The organism is Bacillota bacterium (genome assembly GCA_024653485.1).
In the GTDB taxonomy this organism is placed as follows: Bacteria; Bacillota; SHA-98; order UBA4971; family UBA4971; genus UBA6256.
The window spans coordinates 1-16,740 of the sequence record JANLFY010000005.1; the positions used below are offsets into that span (position 1 = coordinate 1).

A 16,740-nucleotide genomic window follows, 5' to 3' on the forward strand; every position below is an offset into this window, starting at 1 on the left:
GATGACTGCGTCCGCGGACGAGGTGCAAAAGGCGGTGCAAGCCATGGCCGCAGTGTCGGAACAGACCGCAAGCGCGTCAGAAGAGGTCTCCGCGTCCACGGGACAGATGAGCTCAGCAATAGAGCAAATAGCCGCCTCCGCCCAAGACCTCGCGAAGATGGCGGCCGACCTCGAAAAGCTCGTGGCCAGGTTCAGTGTGTAAACACAAGCCTGGCGGACAGCCACCAGGCGGTACGCAACCCTTCGCGGGTGTCACAGGCGGTCTTCGGCAAGCGCGGGTCCAGACCATGAAGCCCGCGCCGCTGCTTGCCGGGCCGACGCGGCGAGAAAGTCGTTGGTCCTTCTCTCGGCAGAGGTCCTCGCGGAGGTCCTTGGCATGTCCGGGTCACTGGTAGCGGAGAGCACGTACCCGTCTGCGTCCACAAGGACTATCACGTGGCCGGAGCCCGCCACGACCTCGTAGAGGCTCGACATCAAGGGTTCCGCCACTTTGAGGAGCCGCGAGCTGGCTCCTCTTCTCCGAGCCAGCTCTCCCGGCGACAAGACTACGCTGCTCATACCACCCTCTGGGTCGACTCCGAGGGCGCGACAACGCTCCCATGAAGCGGTTATGAGATCCCGGTTGCCGGGGAGCTCCGGCCCCGAAGGCCCGAACCAGTGTGCGTCGAGGTCCTGCTTTGCGCAGCGGTCACCGCGGCCCGTGTCGAGCGATGACATACTTGAAACGCCTCCGCATAGCGTGTTCACCGCGGGCACAATCCGTCCGGTCCTATCTACGCCCGCCAACTCCGCTCGCCAGCAGAACGACGCCCGCAGCAACGAGAAGGATGGGCCAAAGAGCGCCCAAGTCGAACCAGGGACAGAAATCACGCACGAGGAGGAGTCCACCCACACACACGAGGATGAGGCCGATGATCCTCGAGGCACCTACGTCTCGATCCGCGCTGCCGGTACCCTCGCGGCACGACCCCAACGACGCGTTCTCTTGGGCGTGGGTCGAACCCCCGTGCGGACCTGCGGGCGGTGTCCCTCCCTTCAGTCTAGCCTCGACCTCTTTGGCTTTCTCTATCACTTCCTGGCGAATACCTTCGGTCTTCTCGAACCGCTCGCTCGCCTCGGTATGCGGGTTCGCCGGGATGACTATCCATGCGATCAGGTACGCCAGCACCCCGATGCCATTGGCGAGCGCGAGGATTACCCACAGTATTCGCACTAGCGTGGGGTCGATGTCGAAGTACTCCGCTAGCCCCCCGGCAACGCCCCCGATCATGCACTCGGTTTTCGAACGATAGAGCCGCCTTGCCACCGGACCCACTCCTCACAGCGGACGTTATTTCTTGGTGCCGCACGACCGGGTACCCTTCTTCTTGGCGTCCTTCTCGGTCTCTTGCTTGGGCGCCGCCGGTTTCTTAGAGGCACCGCAGCCGCAGGACTTGCCCATCCCTCGTCACCCCCCTTTCTCCAATCGCTTTCCGTCGCCGCCCTGCCGCGCCGCGGTACGCGAACCGTCTTCGCGACAGGCTTTGACGGGCTTTCTTGTACATTCGCAGTCTCTCCCCGGGATTCCTTCTGGTGGTCGGAATGGTCCGACCCGATCTTTCTCAGAACCGCACTTCCGAAGGTCTCCGCTCAAGGCTTCGCCATCTCCGTGGGTCACCGCTGCTTCGAGAGCTCGACCGGCGGTGACCTCGCCTCAAGCCCTTCGAATCTGACAGCGTCTCTCTAGCACTCGCTGCTCATTGCCACGAGCGCCGGCACGTCTGCGACCAGGAGAGGCGGCGGGCTCTCCGGCGGCGGGGGCGGAGGAGTCAGACGCGGAGGAGTCGCAGGTGGAGGCGGCAGCGCCGACTGGCGGACAGGGCAGGGCGGTCTCATGGCACGGTGGTTCGTTCAGAAGCTGCCGCGTTCCAAAAAGCGTACGAGCTCGTCGAACGTTCCCCTGAAATCTGGATGGTTGTAAGGTCTGCCGCGGTCGAGCAGGAAATCCTCCACTAGGTACGTCGTCATGCCGAGCGTGCCAGCGACGATGTCTTCTTCCACGTCGTTGCCCACCATCAAGCACTCGTCGGGCATACGATGGATGAGCTGGAGGATCTCCACGTAGTACTCGGGGTTAGGCTTGCAGAAATGCATGGTCTCGTACGAGGTCACGAGCTTGTATGGAATCCCATAGAGACCTCCCCATCGCATCCGTTCCTCGATTGCCACGAGAGGGAATACTGGGTTCGTGGCGATGATCACGTCGAGGCCTCTGGAAAGAAGGGTCTCCACCATTCTCCGAGCTGAAGGATGCGGGCGTATTCCGAGTCTTGGACCTATCTTGGGGAAGTCGCGACGGTAGAAGTCGTCGAACAGCGCCGAGAGCACGTCCTCCGGGATTCCTATGGCGGGGAAGAAATCCTCCGCAAAGACATCCCGATTGGTCTTGCATGGGTCCAGGTTGCGGACCATGGCCTCGGTGGATTTCATGATCTGTCTTGCCAGGCGGGCGGGGTCCACCATGTGCGCCAGGCGCGCTCCCAGAGCTGCGAGGTACTCTCTCACGAACGCGTCGAAGTCGTAATGAACGAGAGTCCCGTCAAGGTCGAACAGTATCGCTCGAATCACATCGTCACCCCACACAGTATCGCCGTGGAGATCTCTCGGGAGTGGACGAGCCGCGGCCGCATCCGGCGCCGCCCGATCTACTGCCCTGTGCCGTGGTCTCCGCACGCTTCTCGGCACACGGGGAAGGACGCGAGGAACTTTCGTCGAATTCGTTTCCAGTATCGTCTAAACTCACCCGCGTCGTCAGGTGCGCGGTGCGCGCGTCACGCGCGTCGCAACCGGTGCACCGTGGCGCGGCGAAAGGAGAACCGCCATGGAATGCAACGTCGAGAAGAACGTCGAGACCTGCACTTGCACCTACCAACCCTGTCCCCGTAAGGGCAGGTGTTGCGAGTGCTTGGCGTTCCACAGGGCAAACGGAGAGCTCCCCGGATGTCTCTTCCCGCCCTCAGTAGAGCGCACATATGATAGGAGCGTCAGACGGTTTGTCGCTTGTCACTCCCGTTGAGCGAGGACGACGAAAGTCCTGCCATGCCACGCCTTCGCCCGAAGCCGATCACGGGCGGATTGTAGCAGTAGCTCAAGCCGCGCGGGAGGTAGAACCATGCCTCGCTTCTACTCCGAACAGGTTGAGGTCGTATTCCGGTCCCGTCCGGGCTCTCCGGCCTCTTTCGTGTGGCGCGGGCAAGAGCACCGCGTAGCCTCTGTGGAGGCCCAGTGGCAGGATTACGGCATAGGAACCGTGAGCCCCAAGCACGGCAATTGGCGCCTGCGGCGCCACCGCAACTATTACCGCGTTCGGACTGACGACGGCAGGGTCTTTGAATTGTACCTAGACCGGGGCGGCGGCAGGCGCACTTGGGTGCTCTACCGGGAATTGTGATCCTCTTCGTCCGTCGTTCTCATCCCTCTCTCATCGCGATGCCGGCTCTTCACCGATGCGCGCGGTGACCTCGGAGGCATAAGCTGCGGCGAGCGATCGCGTTATCTCGCCCGGCCTGCCGGCGGCGACCGGCCGTCCGTCTATTTGGACGCATGGTGTAACCTCCAACGTGGTGCTTGTTATGAACACCTCGTCAGCGTCGGCAAGCAACCCGGGAGCAAAGAAATCCTCCACCACCCTCATGCCCATCTCGCGCGCGAGACGCAACACGATCGATCGCGTCACCCCGGAAAGGATGCGCGGTCCCTCGGGAGCAGTGTGAATCGTGCCGTCTATCACCGCGAAGACGTTCGAGCTCGAGCCCTCCGTAACGTAGGCCCCGTCCCTGATCATCACTGCCTCTAGCGCGCCCGCCCGCCTCGCCTTCTCTTTGGCCATGACATTGGGCAGAAGGTCTATCGACTTGATGTCGCACCGAAGCCACCGCTCATCGGGAACGGTGATCGCTGAAGCTCCGCGCTCCACGCGGTCAGGCGGAACCGGCTTTGCCGGCCGCACCGTGAGGACGATCGTTGGCTTGACCGTCTCCGGAAACGCATGGTTACGGGCAGCCCATCCTCGGGTAACTTGGATGTAAAGCACCGCCTCGGCGATCCCGCTCCTTTGCAATGCTTCAGCCGCGAGCTCTCTCAGCTCGTGGCGCGTCCATGGCAGAGCCAACTCGATTCCTGCCGCACTCCTCTCGAGCCTGGCGAGGTGCTCGTCCAGAGCGAACGGCTTTCCACGATAGCACCTCACGACCTCGTATACTCCATCTCCAAACTGAAACCCCCGGTCCTCCACCGATACCCGCGCCTCAGACAGCGCAATGAACTCCCCGTTCACGTACGCGATCTCTGGCATGTCAGTGCCTCGCCTCCTCGCTTGGTCCGAGCGTTCGTCCCGACAGTCTCATTCTTTCTCCGCCGCCCGGGAAATCCCTCCATGAGCGCACGCGGGATTCGTGCCCCCCGCTAGGCTCCACGCGGCCTCGTCGAACAACGAAGCGTCCTTGTCATTCTCCCGAATCGCTTGAGACGGGGCGGCCCACAGGGACGCTAATAAAAGCTAGTGAAAGGAGGATACTACACGTGTCACGAAAAGCGGAGTGACGCGGATGAGGAAGACAGGTGACATTGAGCGGACGATCGCGAGGCGTGCCGCGCTCGTGCTTGCCGTGGCGACGCCTGTCTTGGCGGCCGCAGGATTCCACCAGGTCGCATTCGGCAGCTTGGCCGGGACGGTCTTCGGACTCGCTAGCTTCCATCTTCTGGGCACCGCCATCATTGCCGCACTGTCGCGAGGACCAACGCGAGCGCCGGTGGCGGCGGGGGTCAGGTACCTCGCGAGGTACGTCCTTACGGCGTTGGTGCTGTATGCCGCGCTGCGTGCGAACACGGGGGTGTTCCTTGGAGCCGCGGCCGGAATGATCATGGTAAAGCTCGTGATCCTTCTCACAGGCATACTCGGACCGCTTTGAGGACAGGCCCAGGAGCGAGGAAACCCGGAACGCAGGGCATACCTGCCGCAGGAAGCGTCGCCTGGAACGGGAGGTGACGACGAGTCATGCCATTCGTTGCGCGAACCGTTCGCGTGCTGGGACACGACGTACCCGAGACCCTCGTAGCGACATGGGCCATTATGATCTTCCTGGTTGTCGCCTCGCGGGCGGCCGTCAGGTTGATGTGGTCGCGTCCGCCTGAGAAGGCACCGTCGGGGACTCGGCTCGTGCCCGAGATAGTGTACGAGGCCGTGCAATGGCTCGTGGACGGAGCCATGGGCAAGGAGAGGAGAGGCTTCATACCGTACGTTGGAACGCTCGCTCTCTTCCTCCTGGTGGCGAACCTCACGGGCCTCGTTGGAATCACCCCTCCTACGGCGGACCTCAACACCACGCTTGCGCTCGCCACCATCACGTTTATGAACATCCAGTACTATTCGATCCGGCGGAAGGGGCTGGCTTCGTACATCAAGGGGTTTTTCGATCCCGTGGCGTTCCTTGCACCTCTGAACGTAATAAGCGAGATCGCCTTGCCGTTCTCCCTGGCGTTCCGTCTCTTCGGCAACATGCTCGGCGGGACCATCATCATGGGTCTCTTGTACTCGGTGCTGCCGGTGGTCGTACCCGTGCTTCCCCACGCGTACTTTGACGTTTTCTCAGGAATGGTTCAAACGTTCATATTCGTCATGCTCACGATGACCTTCATTTCCAGGGCTATGGATTGATTTCACATGAACGGTTTGCCTGGGGTCTTCGAAACGTTCAACGTCCTGGCCCACCTGGGTTTCCAGGGGTGGCAGGAGTTCGTCAGCACGGCGGCAGCCCAACACCCACGAGCGGCCGTGCTTGCGGCATCCGCGGTGAGCGCGGGCTTGGCAATGGCAGCCGGCCTTGGGCCCGGCATCGGTCAGGGTTACGCCGCGGGCGAAGCCGCGGACGCGGTCGGGCGCAACCCCGCCAGGCGGTCCGACGTCACAGTCGTGATGCTCTTGGGGCAGGCCGTCGCTGAGACCTCGGGGATCTTCTCCCTCGTCGTCGCGCTGCTCCTCATATTCGCCAATCCGTTGGTGACTCGGGACGGACCGCCCCTAGTGCGGGCGGCGGCCACGCTTGGCGCGGGTTTGGCGATGCTCGCAGGCATAGGACCCGGCATCGGTCAAGGTTACGCCGCGGGCAAGGGAGCCGAAACAGTCGGACGTCGCCCCGACCTGCGGACGGACATAACGCGCACCATGCTCCTCGGTCAAGCGATCTCGCAGACCACGGGCCTTTATGGCCTGGTCATCGCCCTCGTGCTCATGTTCACTCCTTCGTTGTAGGAGTGGCAGCTGAGCAGGCCCTCAAGACGGCGCGTCGAACGGATGGGGGGAGCCTTGACGCTCCCCCCGAATCGAAGGCTTTTCAGGGACGAACCCTCAGCTGGGACGAACGCGTACCGCCCCGACGCCAACGACCTCGGAGCAGTCGGTCACCCACATCCACTCGCAATCCACGAGCGAAGCGCCCGAGCCAATCGAATCACGCTCGGCTGCCCTCGGACTTCCCCGTCTCCTTGGGCAGAAGCTGGTTCAGTATTATGCCCACGATGGCTGCGAGGCCTATGCCGCCGAATTGCAGGTTGCCCCAGATCTTGATCATGGCGCCGCCGATTCCTATCACCAGCATCACGCTGGCTATGAGGAGGTTTCTCGGTTGCTTCATGTCCACCTGGTTCTCGACGACCGTCCTCACACCGATGGCCGCTATCATCCCGAAGAGCACAATGGATATGCCGCCGATCACCGGCTCGGGAATGGTCCTTATGACCGCCCCGAGCTTGCCGATGAACGCTAGCAGAATCGCCATCACTGCGGCGATCCGCATGACCTCGGGCTTCCACACTCGAGTTAGGGCAAGCACCCCCGTGTTCTCTGAGTACGTCGTGTTCGCAGGCCCTCCGAACAGCCCGGCGAGAGACGTCCCAATTCCATCCCCGATGAGAGTCCGGTGCAACCCGGGGTCTTTCACGAAGTCATCCTCGACAGTAGCACCAACGGCCAACACGTCCCCCACGTGCTCCACCATAGTGGCCACCGCCACCGGGGCTATCAACCCGATGGCCGCGGCGTTGAACACGGGCCACGTGAAGTGGGGCACTCCGATCCACGCCGCCTGCGCCACGGGCGCGGCATCGACTATGCCCCAGATCAAACTCACTACGTAACCTACGATTATCCCGGAAATGACCGGGAGGAGCCTCATGAATCCCTTGACGTACAGATTCACGAAAGCCACGGTAGCGAGCACGATGAGCGCTATGATCCAGTTCTTGCTGGCGCTCGAGATGGCGACTGGAGCGAGGTTTAGGCCTATGACCATTATGATGGGCCCAGTGACGACCGGCGGAAGAAGTGATTCCATGAACTTCGGGCCTACAAAGTATATGATCACCGCGAGGACGCAGTAGATGAGCCCTGCCACGATGATGCCGCCCTGCGCCTCGGGGATTCCCATTTCTTTGATGACGAGCGCAACAGGTGCGATGAAGGCGAACGAGGAGCCGAGGAATATGGGAACCCTCCGTCTTGTCACGAGATGGAACCACAAAGTGCCGATTCCGGCCGTGAATAGAGCCACGCTGACGTCGAGCCCAGTGAGGAGCGGCACCAAGACCGTCGCCCCGAACATGGTGAAAGTATGCTGAATACCCAGAACTAGGAGCTGGGAAAACGGCAGCGGATCCCCGGGCCTTATGGGCCCTCTGACATGCGCCGCCACGGTCGGCTGAGTGCTTGCCACGGATTTCTCCTCCCTTCAAACCTGCTGTCCGCTACAGGTCATTGACACCGAGAACATAGAGTCGTCGCTCATTTTGATTTGCAGGCCCAATAGACGCTCTCCGACGTCATGGGCAGACGCCTCATCCGTACGCCCACCGCGTGGAACAGCGCGTTCGCGATGGCAGGCGGTGTCGGCACCATGACGTGCTCCCCGATACCCCTCGCTCCGTACGGTCCGTCTTCCTGCGGAACCTCCACGAACCCAATGAGCATCTCGGGGATCTCGGCTGCTGTCGCTATCTTGTAGTCAACGTAAGAGGGGTTCAGCAATCTGCCCTTGTCGTCAAACTTCATCTCCTCAAACAGCGCGATGCTCAGTCCCTGCACAACACCTCCTTCAACCTGAGCCGCGGCGGTCACGGGGTTTATCACACGCCCCGCGTCGTACACGGCTGCTACCTTCTTGACCTCTATCTTCCCGGTCTCGAGGTCGACTTCTATCTCGACCGCCTGCGCACCGTACGTCCAGTTCGCTACCGGCTTGGGGCTTTGACCTGTTTCGGCATCCATCGCCACGATTCCTTCAGGGATGAACTTGCCCCGCCCGACGATCGGGCCGCCATATCCGCTGAAGTCGGGAAGCGTGGCGCCCAGAGCGAGCTTGCCCACGGGAACGCGCCTCCTCGGGTCGGTTCTCACGAACACCTCCCCGCCCGCCACGCCGATGTCTTCGGCCCGGACACCAAAGTACTTCGACGCGTGGTCTACCAACTGTCGCCTGGCGTCGCGGGCCGCCTCCATCACGGCGCGTCCGCACGAATACGTGATCCTGCTTGCCACCGTTTGCCACTCATACGCCCCGTGGTCGGTGTCCACGGGATATATCCTTATGTCCTCGTAACGCACCCCAAGCTCCTCCGCGCAGATCTGCGCAAGCACCGTGAAAGCGCCTTGGCCTAATTCCTGGGCGGATATGTTGAGCACCACCGTGCCGTCGTCATTCACCTTCACAATGGCCGTGGACGCAGCGTCGTTGGGCATCGCCGGAGCCTTGGTCATGCAGGCGATTCCCTTCGCGCGCACCTTCTTGGCGCCAGGTTCCGGCCTGCCCGGTCCCGTCACTTTCGTCCAGCCGATCAGCCTGGCTGCTTCCTCAAGGCACTTGCCGATGCCCACGTTGTGGAGGACTTGCCCGGTGGCGTTCGTGGACCCCTCTCGCTGAAGATTCACCATGCGGAATTCCACGGGATCCATGCCTAGCTTGTGAGCTATCTGGTCCATGTGCTGTTCGATGGCCCAGTGGTTCTCTCCGTGGCCGAAGCCGCGCAGGGGTCCACCCACAGGCTTGTTCGTGTATACGCAGTAAGAGTCGGTCTTCATGTTGGGAATGTCGTACACCCCGGCAGAGCTGTAGCCGGCCGCGCGCGTGACGTTCACGCCGTACTCGGTGTACGCGCCGCCGTCCCAGTACATCTCGAATTCCTGCGCGGTGATGCGTCCGTTGCGCTTCACCCCGGTCTTGAGGCGACACCACATGCCCTGCCTCACGAAGGTGTCTCGGAACTCTTCCTCCCTGGTGCAAACCAGTTTCACCGCGTAGCCTCTCGCCTTCATGGCCAGAGGAACCAAGGTCGCCTCCACGTTGAGACCTGCCTTACCCCCAAACCCTCCCCCGACGTACGGGCCGATGACGCGTATCTTGTGCATGGGCCATTTGAGGCTCTGGCTAAGTATCTTCCTCATCGCGAAGGGCGATTGTGAACTCGCCCAGATCGTCAGCTTCCCTTGCGAATCGTACAGGGCAATCGCTGCGTGTGGTTCGATGGGTGAGTGCTGGATGTGCGGAACATAGTACGTATCCTCCACGATCAAGTCGGCCTCGGCAAATCCCGCGTCCACGTTGCCCTTCCTTATCCGGAAATGGTTGCTGATGTTCGTGTGAGGCACTGGGAATATGGCGGGGACGTGCTCGTACTCGTGGAGTTCGGGGTGAACAAGAGGTGAGCCGGGTTTGACCGCCTCGAGCAAGTCGAGCACCGGTGGCAACTCCTCGTACTCCACTTCGATCAGAGAAAGCGCCTCCTCCGCGACGTCAGGTGAGATGGCAGCCACGCCCGCGACCGGCTCCCCGTAGTACCGAACCTTGTCAACGGCGTAAGGGGTTCGGTCGACGAGGTACAGGCCCATCCGGTGAGGAAAGTCCCCGCCGGTGACCACAGCCTTCACGCCGGGCAGTCTCGATGCTTTCGACGCGTCAACGCGGACGAGCCTGGCGTGGGCGTACTTGCTTCGAAGAAGCTTCGCGTGGAGCATCCGGTCGAACTTGAGGTCTCCGGCGTAGCGGGCGCTCCCCGTCACCTTCTCCCTCGCGTCGCTTCTCACCACTTCAGCACCGATGTAGCTTGCGTTCGTCGCCACCATCATTCACCCCCCGGCTTGGAAGATTCATCCCCCCGGACGGTTCGACCCGCCCGCTCTGCCTGAGCCGCTTTCATGATGGCGTCCACGATCCGTGCGTAGCCTGTGCACCGGCAGAGATTGCCGCTTATCGCCTCAACGACCTCTCCCCGCGTCGGGCTCGGGTTGCGCACGAGGAGCGCCTTGGCGGACATGACCATCCCCGGGATGCAATACCCGCACTGGAGAGCGGAGTTCTCCACGAAAGCCTCCTGCACCGGATCGAGGCAGTCACCTTCGGCCAGTCCTTCCACGGTGATCACGTCCGCGCCGTCAGCCTCCACCGCAAGCATTAGGCATGCATTCACCGGCTCTCCCTCCACCAGCACGGTGCACGCGCCGCACTCCCCGCCGCCGCAACCTTCCTTCGCTCCCGTGAGGTCGAGATCATCACGAAGGAAATCCAGCAGCCTCCTGTGAGAGGGCACGCGAGCCTCGACCCACTGACCGTTCACCTTCACCCGAATGTCGTGCATCACGGCCTGTCCCCCCTCCTCGCGCCCGCGCCCGCCTCGAGACCCCTAAGAGCCTGCTCTATGGCCCTTGCGCTCAGCACCTCGGTCATCTCGAGCCGGTACTCTTTGCTCGCCCGTATGTCGCTGATCGGCTCCGCAAAACGCCTCGCCGCGGCCGCTGCCTCCCTGATGGCATGCTGGTCCTTCCGGTTGCGAAGGATGGCTTCCGCCTCCCGTACCCTTACTGGCGTAGGCGCGACGGCACCCAGGGCGAGACGGACCTCGCCGCCTTCAAGGGCCAGTGCTGCCACGCTCACTATCGAGAGATCCACGGCTCCTGTCCTACCCAGTTTCAGGTACGTTCCGAAGGACCGCTCCTTGAGCGCGGGCAGCTCCACCTGGAACACGAACTCCCCCGCGCTAAGCGCCGTGGCCCCGGGTCCTTTGAAGAACTCGCTTATTGGAATCCTCCTCTCCCCTGCCTGACCCCACGTCACGATCTCCGCCTCATAAAGCAAGAGGGCGGGAGCAGTATCAGCAGCGGGCGACGCGTTGCTGATGTTCCCGCCCAGAGAGGCGCGGTTGCGGATTTGCACCGAACCCACGGTGTGCGCCGCCTCCGCGAGAAGGCCGTATCCCGCGCGCACCGCCTCATGACTAATCAGTCTGTTGAGGGGCGTGGCAGCACCCACCACGAGCCCTCCGCCGGCGCGGGGGCTCACCGCTTGGATCCCCACGATCCCCTTTAGGTCTATGAGTACCTGCGGACGCAGCTGCCTGTCATGAATGCGGACCAGAAGATCGGTGCCCCCCGCGAGGAACCTACCTCCGGCTCCGGCCCGTATGGCCAGATCCACAGCCTCTTCCCTGCTTCGCGCCCTGACGTAGTCGAAAGGTAGCAGCACCATTCGCCCTCCTTTCTGCCTACTAGTCGTGCGGTCCTACACTCGACATTCGCCCCTTGAGACTCCATGAGCGTTCGCAAGGCACGAACGCGTCGCGCCCGTTCGTCACCGCTCGCACTCTTCCGGCAATTTCGCCACTATCTACCAGGTGTCCTTCGTGACGCTCAACAAGACGCGTCTCGATCAATTGGATACTGATTACAACTGATTACGATCCCTCATCGTCACCGTTCCTTCGTGTCGAAGGCCACGATGCGGCAGATGGACGACTCGCCGCCCACGAACCTCCATGGGAAGCAACCTATGATGAGTCTCTTATTGAGCACCTTGTCTATATCACCGCCCAGGTTCTCGGCATGGATTATGTCGTGCGGAAACAGCGCGATGTGCATCATTTGGTAGTCTTCCGGCGGGAAGAAGTCGTCGAGGCCCTTGCCGTACCTCTTCCTTAGGTGCTCATCGGCCTCCCTCGCCTGGATCGGCATCCACTCGCGGATCTTCGTGTTCATCGGGTGGTCCGCGGACCCGCAATCCACCGCCAGCCACTTCAGTCTCATCTTCCTGCACCACTCGGCGAACTCCCTCGCCGGGCCTGGGTGCTTGATCATGTAGCGCACCTCGTCCGCCTCGGGCTGGTCCCACGCGTAGTGATGGTACCCGGTATGGATGACCAAGATATCCCCTTCGCGCACCTCGACGCGGTCCAGGATGTCCCGCGAAGTGTAGATCCCGTAATCCTCGGCTACGTCGCTGATGTCCACCACGACGCCGGGGCCTACGAGGTAATCCAGGGGCAGGCTCGCTATGTCCTTGCCGTGCGTGCAGAAGTGAAGCGGCCCGTCTAGGTGCGTCCCGACGTGGTTCGACGTGGTAATGAGCTGACCGTTTGCGCCGTTGGGACTCAGCCGCTTGAAGAACTTGATCTGAAGCGGCTCGTAAGTCGGCCAAGGGGGAGTGAGATGGCCAAGCGGTTGTGTCAGGTCATACATCTGCACCTTGTCCCAGAAAGACAGCATCGAAGAACCCTCCTCACTGCGTGCAGTTCAATACGTCGCGACTCACGCATACGTCTCGACGAAGGCCAAGAGCGCTTTTTCGAAGCACTCCCACGGCGGGGTAACGAGCCCCGCACCGACCTGTCCTATTCCAGGATCCTTGTGAGCGATGCCCGTGTTTATTTGCGGCAGAATCCCTCTTTCCACCACCTTTCTCAGGTCTATTCCGGTGGGCGTTCCCCGAAAACCCAGGACGGGTATTGTGAAGAACCTGTTCTCGGAGAGCGTGATGCCGTACATCCTCTTCGAGAACTCCACCGCGTCATCCGGGGTTCCTCCCACGAACTGCACGATGGGTATGGCGGCCGCCATGGCGAAACCGCCCAGCCCCGCCGTCTCAGTGATAGAGGAATCCCCGATGTCGAGGTTTGCGTCGTCCTCGCCGAACCCGGAGAAGTATAGCCCTCTGACCTTCTGTGCCGGTCCCGTGAACCACCGGTCCCCGAGCCCGCTCACCTTTATCCCGAAGTCAGTGCCATTCCTGCTCATCACCGTCACCATCGTGCTCTTCGGCACACCATGAGCCGCTTCAAGCATCGCCTTCGCCGCGGGCATCGAGAGGTTCAAGAAGAAGTGATCGTTGCCGTTGATGAACTCAAGGACTCTGCGGATGTCCGAGATCGGGTAGCCTGTTTCCACAAGATGAGGCGCGATGCTTCGTATGAAGAGAGACGTCGCCGCCCTGTTGCGGTTGTGTACCTCGTCCCCCATGTGCAACGCCTGCGCTATGATGGACCGGAGATCTATCCCCCCAGAGAGCTCTATCCCCTTCGCGAGGACGGGGGCAAGGACGTCAGCCATCCACCTGAGCCTCTCTAGGACTTCGGCGCTGTACGCGCCATATCGCAAGACCTTTCCGAGGCCCTCGTTTAGTGTGCAGTAAGACCTGTTCCCGCCCGACCGGTTCTCGATGACGAACACGGGCATCGACGGAGACACGACCCCTGCCATCGGGCCCACCGCCGAGTGCTCGTGACACGGAGAGAAAGCTATCTCTCCACCGGCGGCCGCCTTCTCGGCCTCCTCGGCGGACGAGGCCCAACCCTCGTACAAGATGGCCCCAATTACAGCTCCTCTCAGCGGACCCGCCATACGCTCCCAGTTGATGGGTGGGCCCGCGTGAAGCAGCATGTATTCGCCCAGGCCCGGAATCACGTCCCGTGCCCGCCCGATCCCCACGAGAGTCGGCCTCGCGGAGCTGTATCTCTCGAGCGCGAGGCGGTTGGCCTCGTCCACGTCCGGCCTGTCCTGGACAACCTCCAAGGCTCGGATGAGTTCCGGTCTGCCGAGCGCCGGCGGCCGCCAATCCACCTCGAACACTCTCGCACCCTGTTCCCGCACGGACCTTGCGAAGACACTGCTGCCGAGATTCACCACCACCCGGGCGGGGGGCCAGTTCTTCACCATCTCCATGACAACACAGCTCCTTCACGTCAGTGTGCGCAACTGAATGCGTGTCGCCAAACGAGCGGTTTCATAGTGGCGGGCCTTCCACGCCTCGCACCCCGCCACCCTTGCCGTGAGCTGCAGGCAAGTTGCCAGGGTTTCTCAGGATTTCATCGGACGTCCAATACACCCCCTGGCGCTTCACCTGCCCTGTCGCGTGCCCGCTCGAGCATGAGCGCCACCAGCCTGGCCGCTGCCCTATTGGACGAGAGAACCGTGGCTCCGGCGTCCCGAAGCACCTTCTCTTGCCGAGAAAGCCCCTGAGGGTCGCCAGACGTGCCAACCAGCACGGCGATCTGTATCAAGGGCCTCTTCTCGCGCGCCGCTAGCTCCGCCGCTTCGCGGACCGCCTCCGCCATCACCCCGGCGGGGTCGGGGTGGCACCCGTATCCCAGAACCACGTCGAAGAGCAGGATCCCCACTTCCGGATCGCGTGCCTCTCGGAGATACCTCGGAACACGAAGCCCCGGCTCGAGCATGGGATGGGGTCGTCCTCGGGTGAAGTAGTCATCCCCCATGTCGATGCAAGTGTGAGCGCGGCTCGTCTCCGGGTCCTCCAGCATGAACTCGGGTAGCCACGTTGCGTTTGAGTAAACGCCTACCCCTGCCCTCGCCAAGATCGCCAGAGTCTCCTCGCACAGCGTGCCCCCTCCGTAGAGACCCCTCAGATATCGGGGACTTGCCCCATGCGCGGCGCTCATGCGGACATCGCTAACCTGTGGCTCCTGCAGTGCAGCAAGGTCTCGAGCCAAGGCCTCTATCCTTTCCTGAGGGTAGATCTCTCGGCTGACCCCTTCACTCGCCAGAGAGCATGCCATTGCGGCAGCCTCTTCGAGGCTACCCGCAAACGCAACCGTGGCTCGGTCGCTGCAGGTGGCAGCCCCGCCAGGTGCATGCCCCTCGTCACCCATGAAACACACCACAGCGGGCTTGCTGCCTTTCTCGAGGAAGTCTATCACCTTCAGGCGGACGTCGTCGTGAGGAGGCTTTGAGATCAACACCTTGACCTTCGTGCTGTCGTCCTTCTCCAGGATGTCCAGCCCCATGAGCGTGGTTATCCCGCCGATCTCATTTCTCAAGTCGCGGCCGCCCGTGCCGATGGCGTTCGTTATCCCCTCACCCAGCTCGTCTATGACGGCAAGCACCTGCTGTAGCCCTGTCCCGGAGGCTGCCACTATCCCGATCCGCCCGGGTCGGACCTTGTTCGCAAAACCCAGGCCGACCCCTCCGATGACAGCCGTGCCGCAGTCCGGGCCCATGACGAGCAGCCCCTCTCTTAGCCCCATCTGTTTCAGGGCGAGCTCATCCTCGAGGGACACGTTGTCGCTGAACAAGAAGACATGCAGTCCCCGTCGGAGAGCCTCTCGCGCTTCTCGTGCAGCGTAGGCTCCTGGCACTGAGATTGCAGCGATCCCGCCGGCCCTGATGGGCACCTCCGCGAGAGATGGGTAGAGAGCCTCCTCGCCGCTCGCCCGCTCCCGCGCCCGGGCCTTCCTCTCGAGTCTGGAAGCGATCCTCTTCTCCGCCTCGTCCAGCGCACCCGCGTCGTCTCCCGTGAGCGCGATGATGAGATCACCTGGGCCGGCTCGCTCCATCTCGGCGTCGCCGAATCCCAGCGCCCGCGCGCTGTCCTTATTCAAGTCGGTCGCCATGCCCACGAGAGCTCCCTCGATCCCGTGAAGCCTTTGGATCTCCTGGGTTAGGCTCATGAGCACGACCGAGTCGTGGTAAGCGTTCTTCTCAATTACCAGCCGCCTGAGCACCATGCGTACCTCCTCTCCCATTCCGCCGCGAGGTAGAGGCCCACACCAATATCGAACCCCGAGGTCGCGCCGAGCCCGATGAGCCTCGATGCAGCAAGAGCAGTCTCGCGTGGCCTGCCCTCGAGGAGGAACGCCAGCGTGTCTTCCGCGAACTCGTGGCCCCTCCCTGAGAGGGCCTCCTCCACGAAGAACGCGCTGAGCTCATGGGTACGTGTGAGCGCTCGCCTTACCACGACCCCCCAGAGCGCGTCCCCTTTTCCCTGCCTCAGGCGAACCTCCCTGAAAACCGACCTCGTGAGGCTCAAGCCCGTTATCAAGTCGTCGCCACTCGGCGTGAGCCCTGGCCCGAGGCCCACCACGTGTTCGAGAGCGGCGCCGAGTCCGGCCTCGTCCTTCTCGAGGACAGCCCTCCTCAAACTCTCCAGCAACCCCGCCAGCCTTGGGTCGGTTCCTTCGATGACCCCGCGAAACGGCGACTCCTTCCTCGAGTCCAGCAATACCCGGTACAGTGCCGTCAGACTCGTGCCGTCCGGCAGCCGCGGGCGCAAGTGGCATAGTCTGCTTTCCCACTCTTCGGACGAGCTGAAGTCGACCACCAGCCCGGCACCGACCTGCACGCGCATTCCTTCATAGACCCGGGTTTCGAACCCGGTCTTCACTTCGAAATCCAAGAGCGACTCGCCGCGGGCGAGGGCCAACGTCGCACAAGTCTCGCTCATACCCCTGGAAAGGGGCAGAAAGGTCAGAAACTCACCCCCGTCCCAAAGGTTCAGAGCTCTCGCGAAGACGCTGTGAACCCGGTATCGCCGCCTGCGGGAAAGAAGGTCTTGGAACCTCCTTCCCCTCGAGACCGCACCGAGGCATCTCGGCTCTCCTTCGAATGACCACTGTTCCCCTGACCCGCTCACTCACTGATTCCCCTCGGGTTTC

Annotated in this window: 18 protein-coding genes; 6 read left to right on the forward strand and 12 right to left on the reverse strand. The window is 62.3% G+C overall.

What is annotated here, in order from left to right; all coding sequences use genetic code 11:
- A partial coding sequence (locus NUW12_04905) for a methyl-accepting chemotaxis protein (protein MCR4402110.1) occupies positions 1-202 on the forward strand: 202 nt, incomplete at its 5' end.
- 50 nt (positions 203-252) lie between these two features.
- Here the strand turns inward: NUW12_04905 and NUW12_04910 are convergent.
- The 3 genes from NUW12_04910 to NUW12_04920 form a co-directional block, all read right to left on the reverse strand.
- Entirely contained in the window at positions 253-717 is a 465-nt protein-coding gene (locus tag NUW12_04910; GenBank protein MCR4402111.1) for a hypothetical protein, read from the reverse strand.
- Positions 718-769: 52 nt separating this feature from the next.
- Positions 770-1,306, reverse strand: a complete 537-nt coding sequence (locus NUW12_04915; protein ID MCR4402112.1) for a PspC domain-containing protein — start codon at positions 1,304-1,306, stop codon at positions 770-772.
- A 584-nt stretch (positions 1,307-1,890) separates the two neighbouring features.
- On the reverse strand, positions 1,891-2,607 hold the full coding sequence (locus NUW12_04920; protein MCR4402113.1) for an HAD family hydrolase: 717 nt from the start codon (positions 2,605-2,607) through the stop codon (positions 1,891-1,893).
- Between the two features lie 253 nt (positions 2,608-2,860).
- Here NUW12_04920 and NUW12_04925 point away from each other — a divergent pair, with 253 nt between their 5' ends.
- Positions 2,861-3,055, forward strand: a complete 195-nt coding sequence (locus NUW12_04925; protein ID MCR4402114.1) for a DUF6485 family protein — start codon at positions 2,861-2,863, stop codon at positions 3,053-3,055.
- A 96-nt stretch (positions 3,056-3,151) separates the two neighbouring features.
- The gene (locus NUW12_04930; GenBank protein MCR4402115.1) at positions 3,152-3,430 is read left to right on the forward strand and encodes a DUF6504 family protein; all 279 of its coding nucleotides are present in this window, start codon (positions 3,152-3,154) and stop codon (positions 3,428-3,430) included.
- Between the two features lie 30 nt (positions 3,431-3,460).
- Here the strand turns inward: NUW12_04930 and dat are convergent, their stop codons facing one another.
- Complete coding sequence (gene dat / locus NUW12_04935) at positions 3,461-4,333, reverse strand: D-amino-acid transaminase (protein MCR4402116.1); 873 nt, start codon at positions 4,331-4,333, stop codon at positions 3,461-3,463.
- Positions 4,334-4,586: 253 nt separating this feature from the next.
- Here dat and NUW12_04940 point away from each other — a divergent pair, with 253 nt between their 5' ends.
- The 3 genes from NUW12_04940 to atpE all read left to right on the forward strand — a co-directional run bounded on the left by NUW12_04940 (position 4,587) and on the right by atpE (position 6,289).
- Complete coding sequence (locus NUW12_04940; protein MCR4402117.1) at positions 4,587-4,949, forward strand: ATP synthase subunit I; 363 nt, start codon at positions 4,587-4,589, stop codon at positions 4,947-4,949.
- An 86-nt stretch (positions 4,950-5,035) separates the two neighbouring features.
- Positions 5,036-5,695 carry a F0F1 ATP synthase subunit A gene (atpB, locus tag NUW12_04945; protein ID MCR4402118.1) on the forward strand — a complete coding sequence of 220 codons (660 nt, stop codon included), beginning with the start codon at positions 5,036-5,038 and terminating at the stop codon, positions 5,693-5,695.
- A gap of 6 nt (positions 5,696-5,701) precedes the next feature.
- Positions 5,702-6,289, forward strand: a complete 588-nt coding sequence (gene atpE / locus NUW12_04950) for an ATP synthase F0 subunit C (GenBank protein ID MCR4402119.1) — start codon at positions 5,702-5,704, stop codon at positions 6,287-6,289.
- A gap of 199 nt (positions 6,290-6,488) precedes the next feature.
- Here the strand turns inward: atpE and NUW12_04955 are convergent, their stop codons facing one another.
- The 8 genes from NUW12_04955 to NUW12_04990 form a co-directional block, all read right to left on the reverse strand.
- Positions 6,489-7,727, reverse strand: a complete 1,239-nt coding sequence (locus NUW12_04955) for an NCS2 family nucleobase:cation symporter (GenBank protein ID MCR4402120.1) — start codon at positions 7,725-7,727, stop codon at positions 6,489-6,491.
- An 89-nt stretch (positions 7,728-7,816) separates the two neighbouring features.
- Positions 7,817-10,150, reverse strand: a complete 2,334-nt coding sequence (locus tag NUW12_04960) for a xanthine dehydrogenase family protein molybdopterin-binding subunit (protein ID MCR4402121.1) — start codon at positions 10,148-10,150, stop codon at positions 7,817-7,819.
- Positions 10,150-10,665 carry a (2Fe-2S)-binding protein gene (locus NUW12_04965; GenBank protein MCR4402122.1) on the reverse strand — a complete coding sequence of 172 codons (516 nt, stop codon included), beginning with the start codon at positions 10,663-10,665 and terminating at the stop codon, positions 10,150-10,152. The genes NUW12_04960 and NUW12_04965 overlap by 1 nt, the downstream gene beginning before the upstream one ends.
- Positions 10,662-11,546 carry a xanthine dehydrogenase family protein subunit M gene (locus tag NUW12_04970; GenBank protein ID MCR4402123.1) on the reverse strand — a complete coding sequence of 295 codons (885 nt, stop codon included), beginning with the start codon at positions 11,544-11,546 and terminating at the stop codon, positions 10,662-10,664. Before NUW12_04970 ends, NUW12_04965 begins: the two co-directional genes overlap by 4 nt.
- A gap of 224 nt (positions 11,547-11,770) precedes the next feature.
- Positions 11,771-12,562, reverse strand: coding sequence for a cyclase family protein (locus NUW12_04975; GenBank protein MCR4402124.1), 792 nt, complete (start codon positions 12,560-12,562; stop codon positions 11,771-11,773).
- A 42-nt stretch (positions 12,563-12,604) separates the two neighbouring features.
- The gene (locus NUW12_04980; GenBank protein ID MCR4402125.1) at positions 12,605-14,014 is read right to left on the reverse strand and encodes a DUF1116 domain-containing protein; all 1,410 of its coding nucleotides are present in this window, start codon (positions 14,012-14,014) and stop codon (positions 12,605-12,607) included.
- 143 nt (positions 14,015-14,157) lie between these two features.
- Positions 14,158-15,813, reverse strand: a complete 1,656-nt coding sequence (fdrA, locus tag NUW12_04985) for an acyl-CoA synthetase FdrA (protein MCR4402126.1) — start codon at positions 15,811-15,813, stop codon at positions 14,158-14,160.
- Positions 15,792-16,718, reverse strand: a complete 927-nt coding sequence (locus NUW12_04990; protein MCR4402127.1) for a DUF2877 domain-containing protein — start codon at positions 16,716-16,718, stop codon at positions 15,792-15,794. The genes fdrA and NUW12_04990 overlap by 22 nt, the downstream gene beginning before the upstream one ends.
- Positions 16,719-16,740 lie beyond the last annotated feature (22 nt).

Excerpts from the sequence above, each read along its gene's own strand:
- NUW12_04910 (MCR4402111.1), bottom strand. The coding sequence starts at position 717 with ATGTCATCGCTCGACACGGGCCGCGGTGACCGCTGCGCAAAGCAGGAC.
- NUW12_04925 (MCR4402114.1), top strand. The coding sequence starts at position 2,861 with ATGGAATGCAACGTCGAGAAGAACGTCGAGACCTGCACTTGCACCTAC.
- NUW12_04930 (MCR4402115.1), top strand. The coding sequence starts at position 3,152 with ATGCCTCGCTTCTACTCCGAACAGGTTGAGGTCGTATTCCGGTCCCGT.
- dat (MCR4402116.1), bottom strand. The coding sequence starts at position 4,333 with ATGCCAGAGATCGCGTACGTGAACGGGGAGTTCATTGCGCTGTCTGAG.
- NUW12_04940 (MCR4402117.1), top strand. The coding sequence starts at position 4,587 with ATGAGGAAGACAGGTGACATTGAGCGGACGATCGCGAGGCGTGCCGCG.
- atpB (MCR4402118.1), top strand. The coding sequence starts at position 5,036 with ATGCCATTCGTTGCGCGAACCGTTCGCGTGCTGGGACACGACGTACCC.
- atpE (MCR4402119.1), top strand. The coding sequence starts at position 5,702 with ATGAACGGTTTGCCTGGGGTCTTCGAAACGTTCAACGTCCTGGCCCAC.
- NUW12_04960 (MCR4402121.1), bottom strand. The coding sequence starts at position 10,150 with ATGGTGGCGACGAACGCAAGCTACATCGGTGCTGAAGTGGTGAGAAGC.
- NUW12_04975 (MCR4402124.1), bottom strand. The coding sequence starts at position 12,562 with ATGCTGTCTTTCTGGGACAAGGTGCAGATGTATGACCTGACACAACCG.
- NUW12_04980 (MCR4402125.1), bottom strand. The coding sequence starts at position 14,014 with ATGGAGATGGTGAAGAACTGGCCCCCCGCCCGGGTGGTGGTGAATCTC.
- fdrA (MCR4402126.1), bottom strand. The coding sequence starts at position 15,813 with ATGGTGCTCAGGCGGCTGGTAATTGAGAAGAACGCTTACCACGACTCG.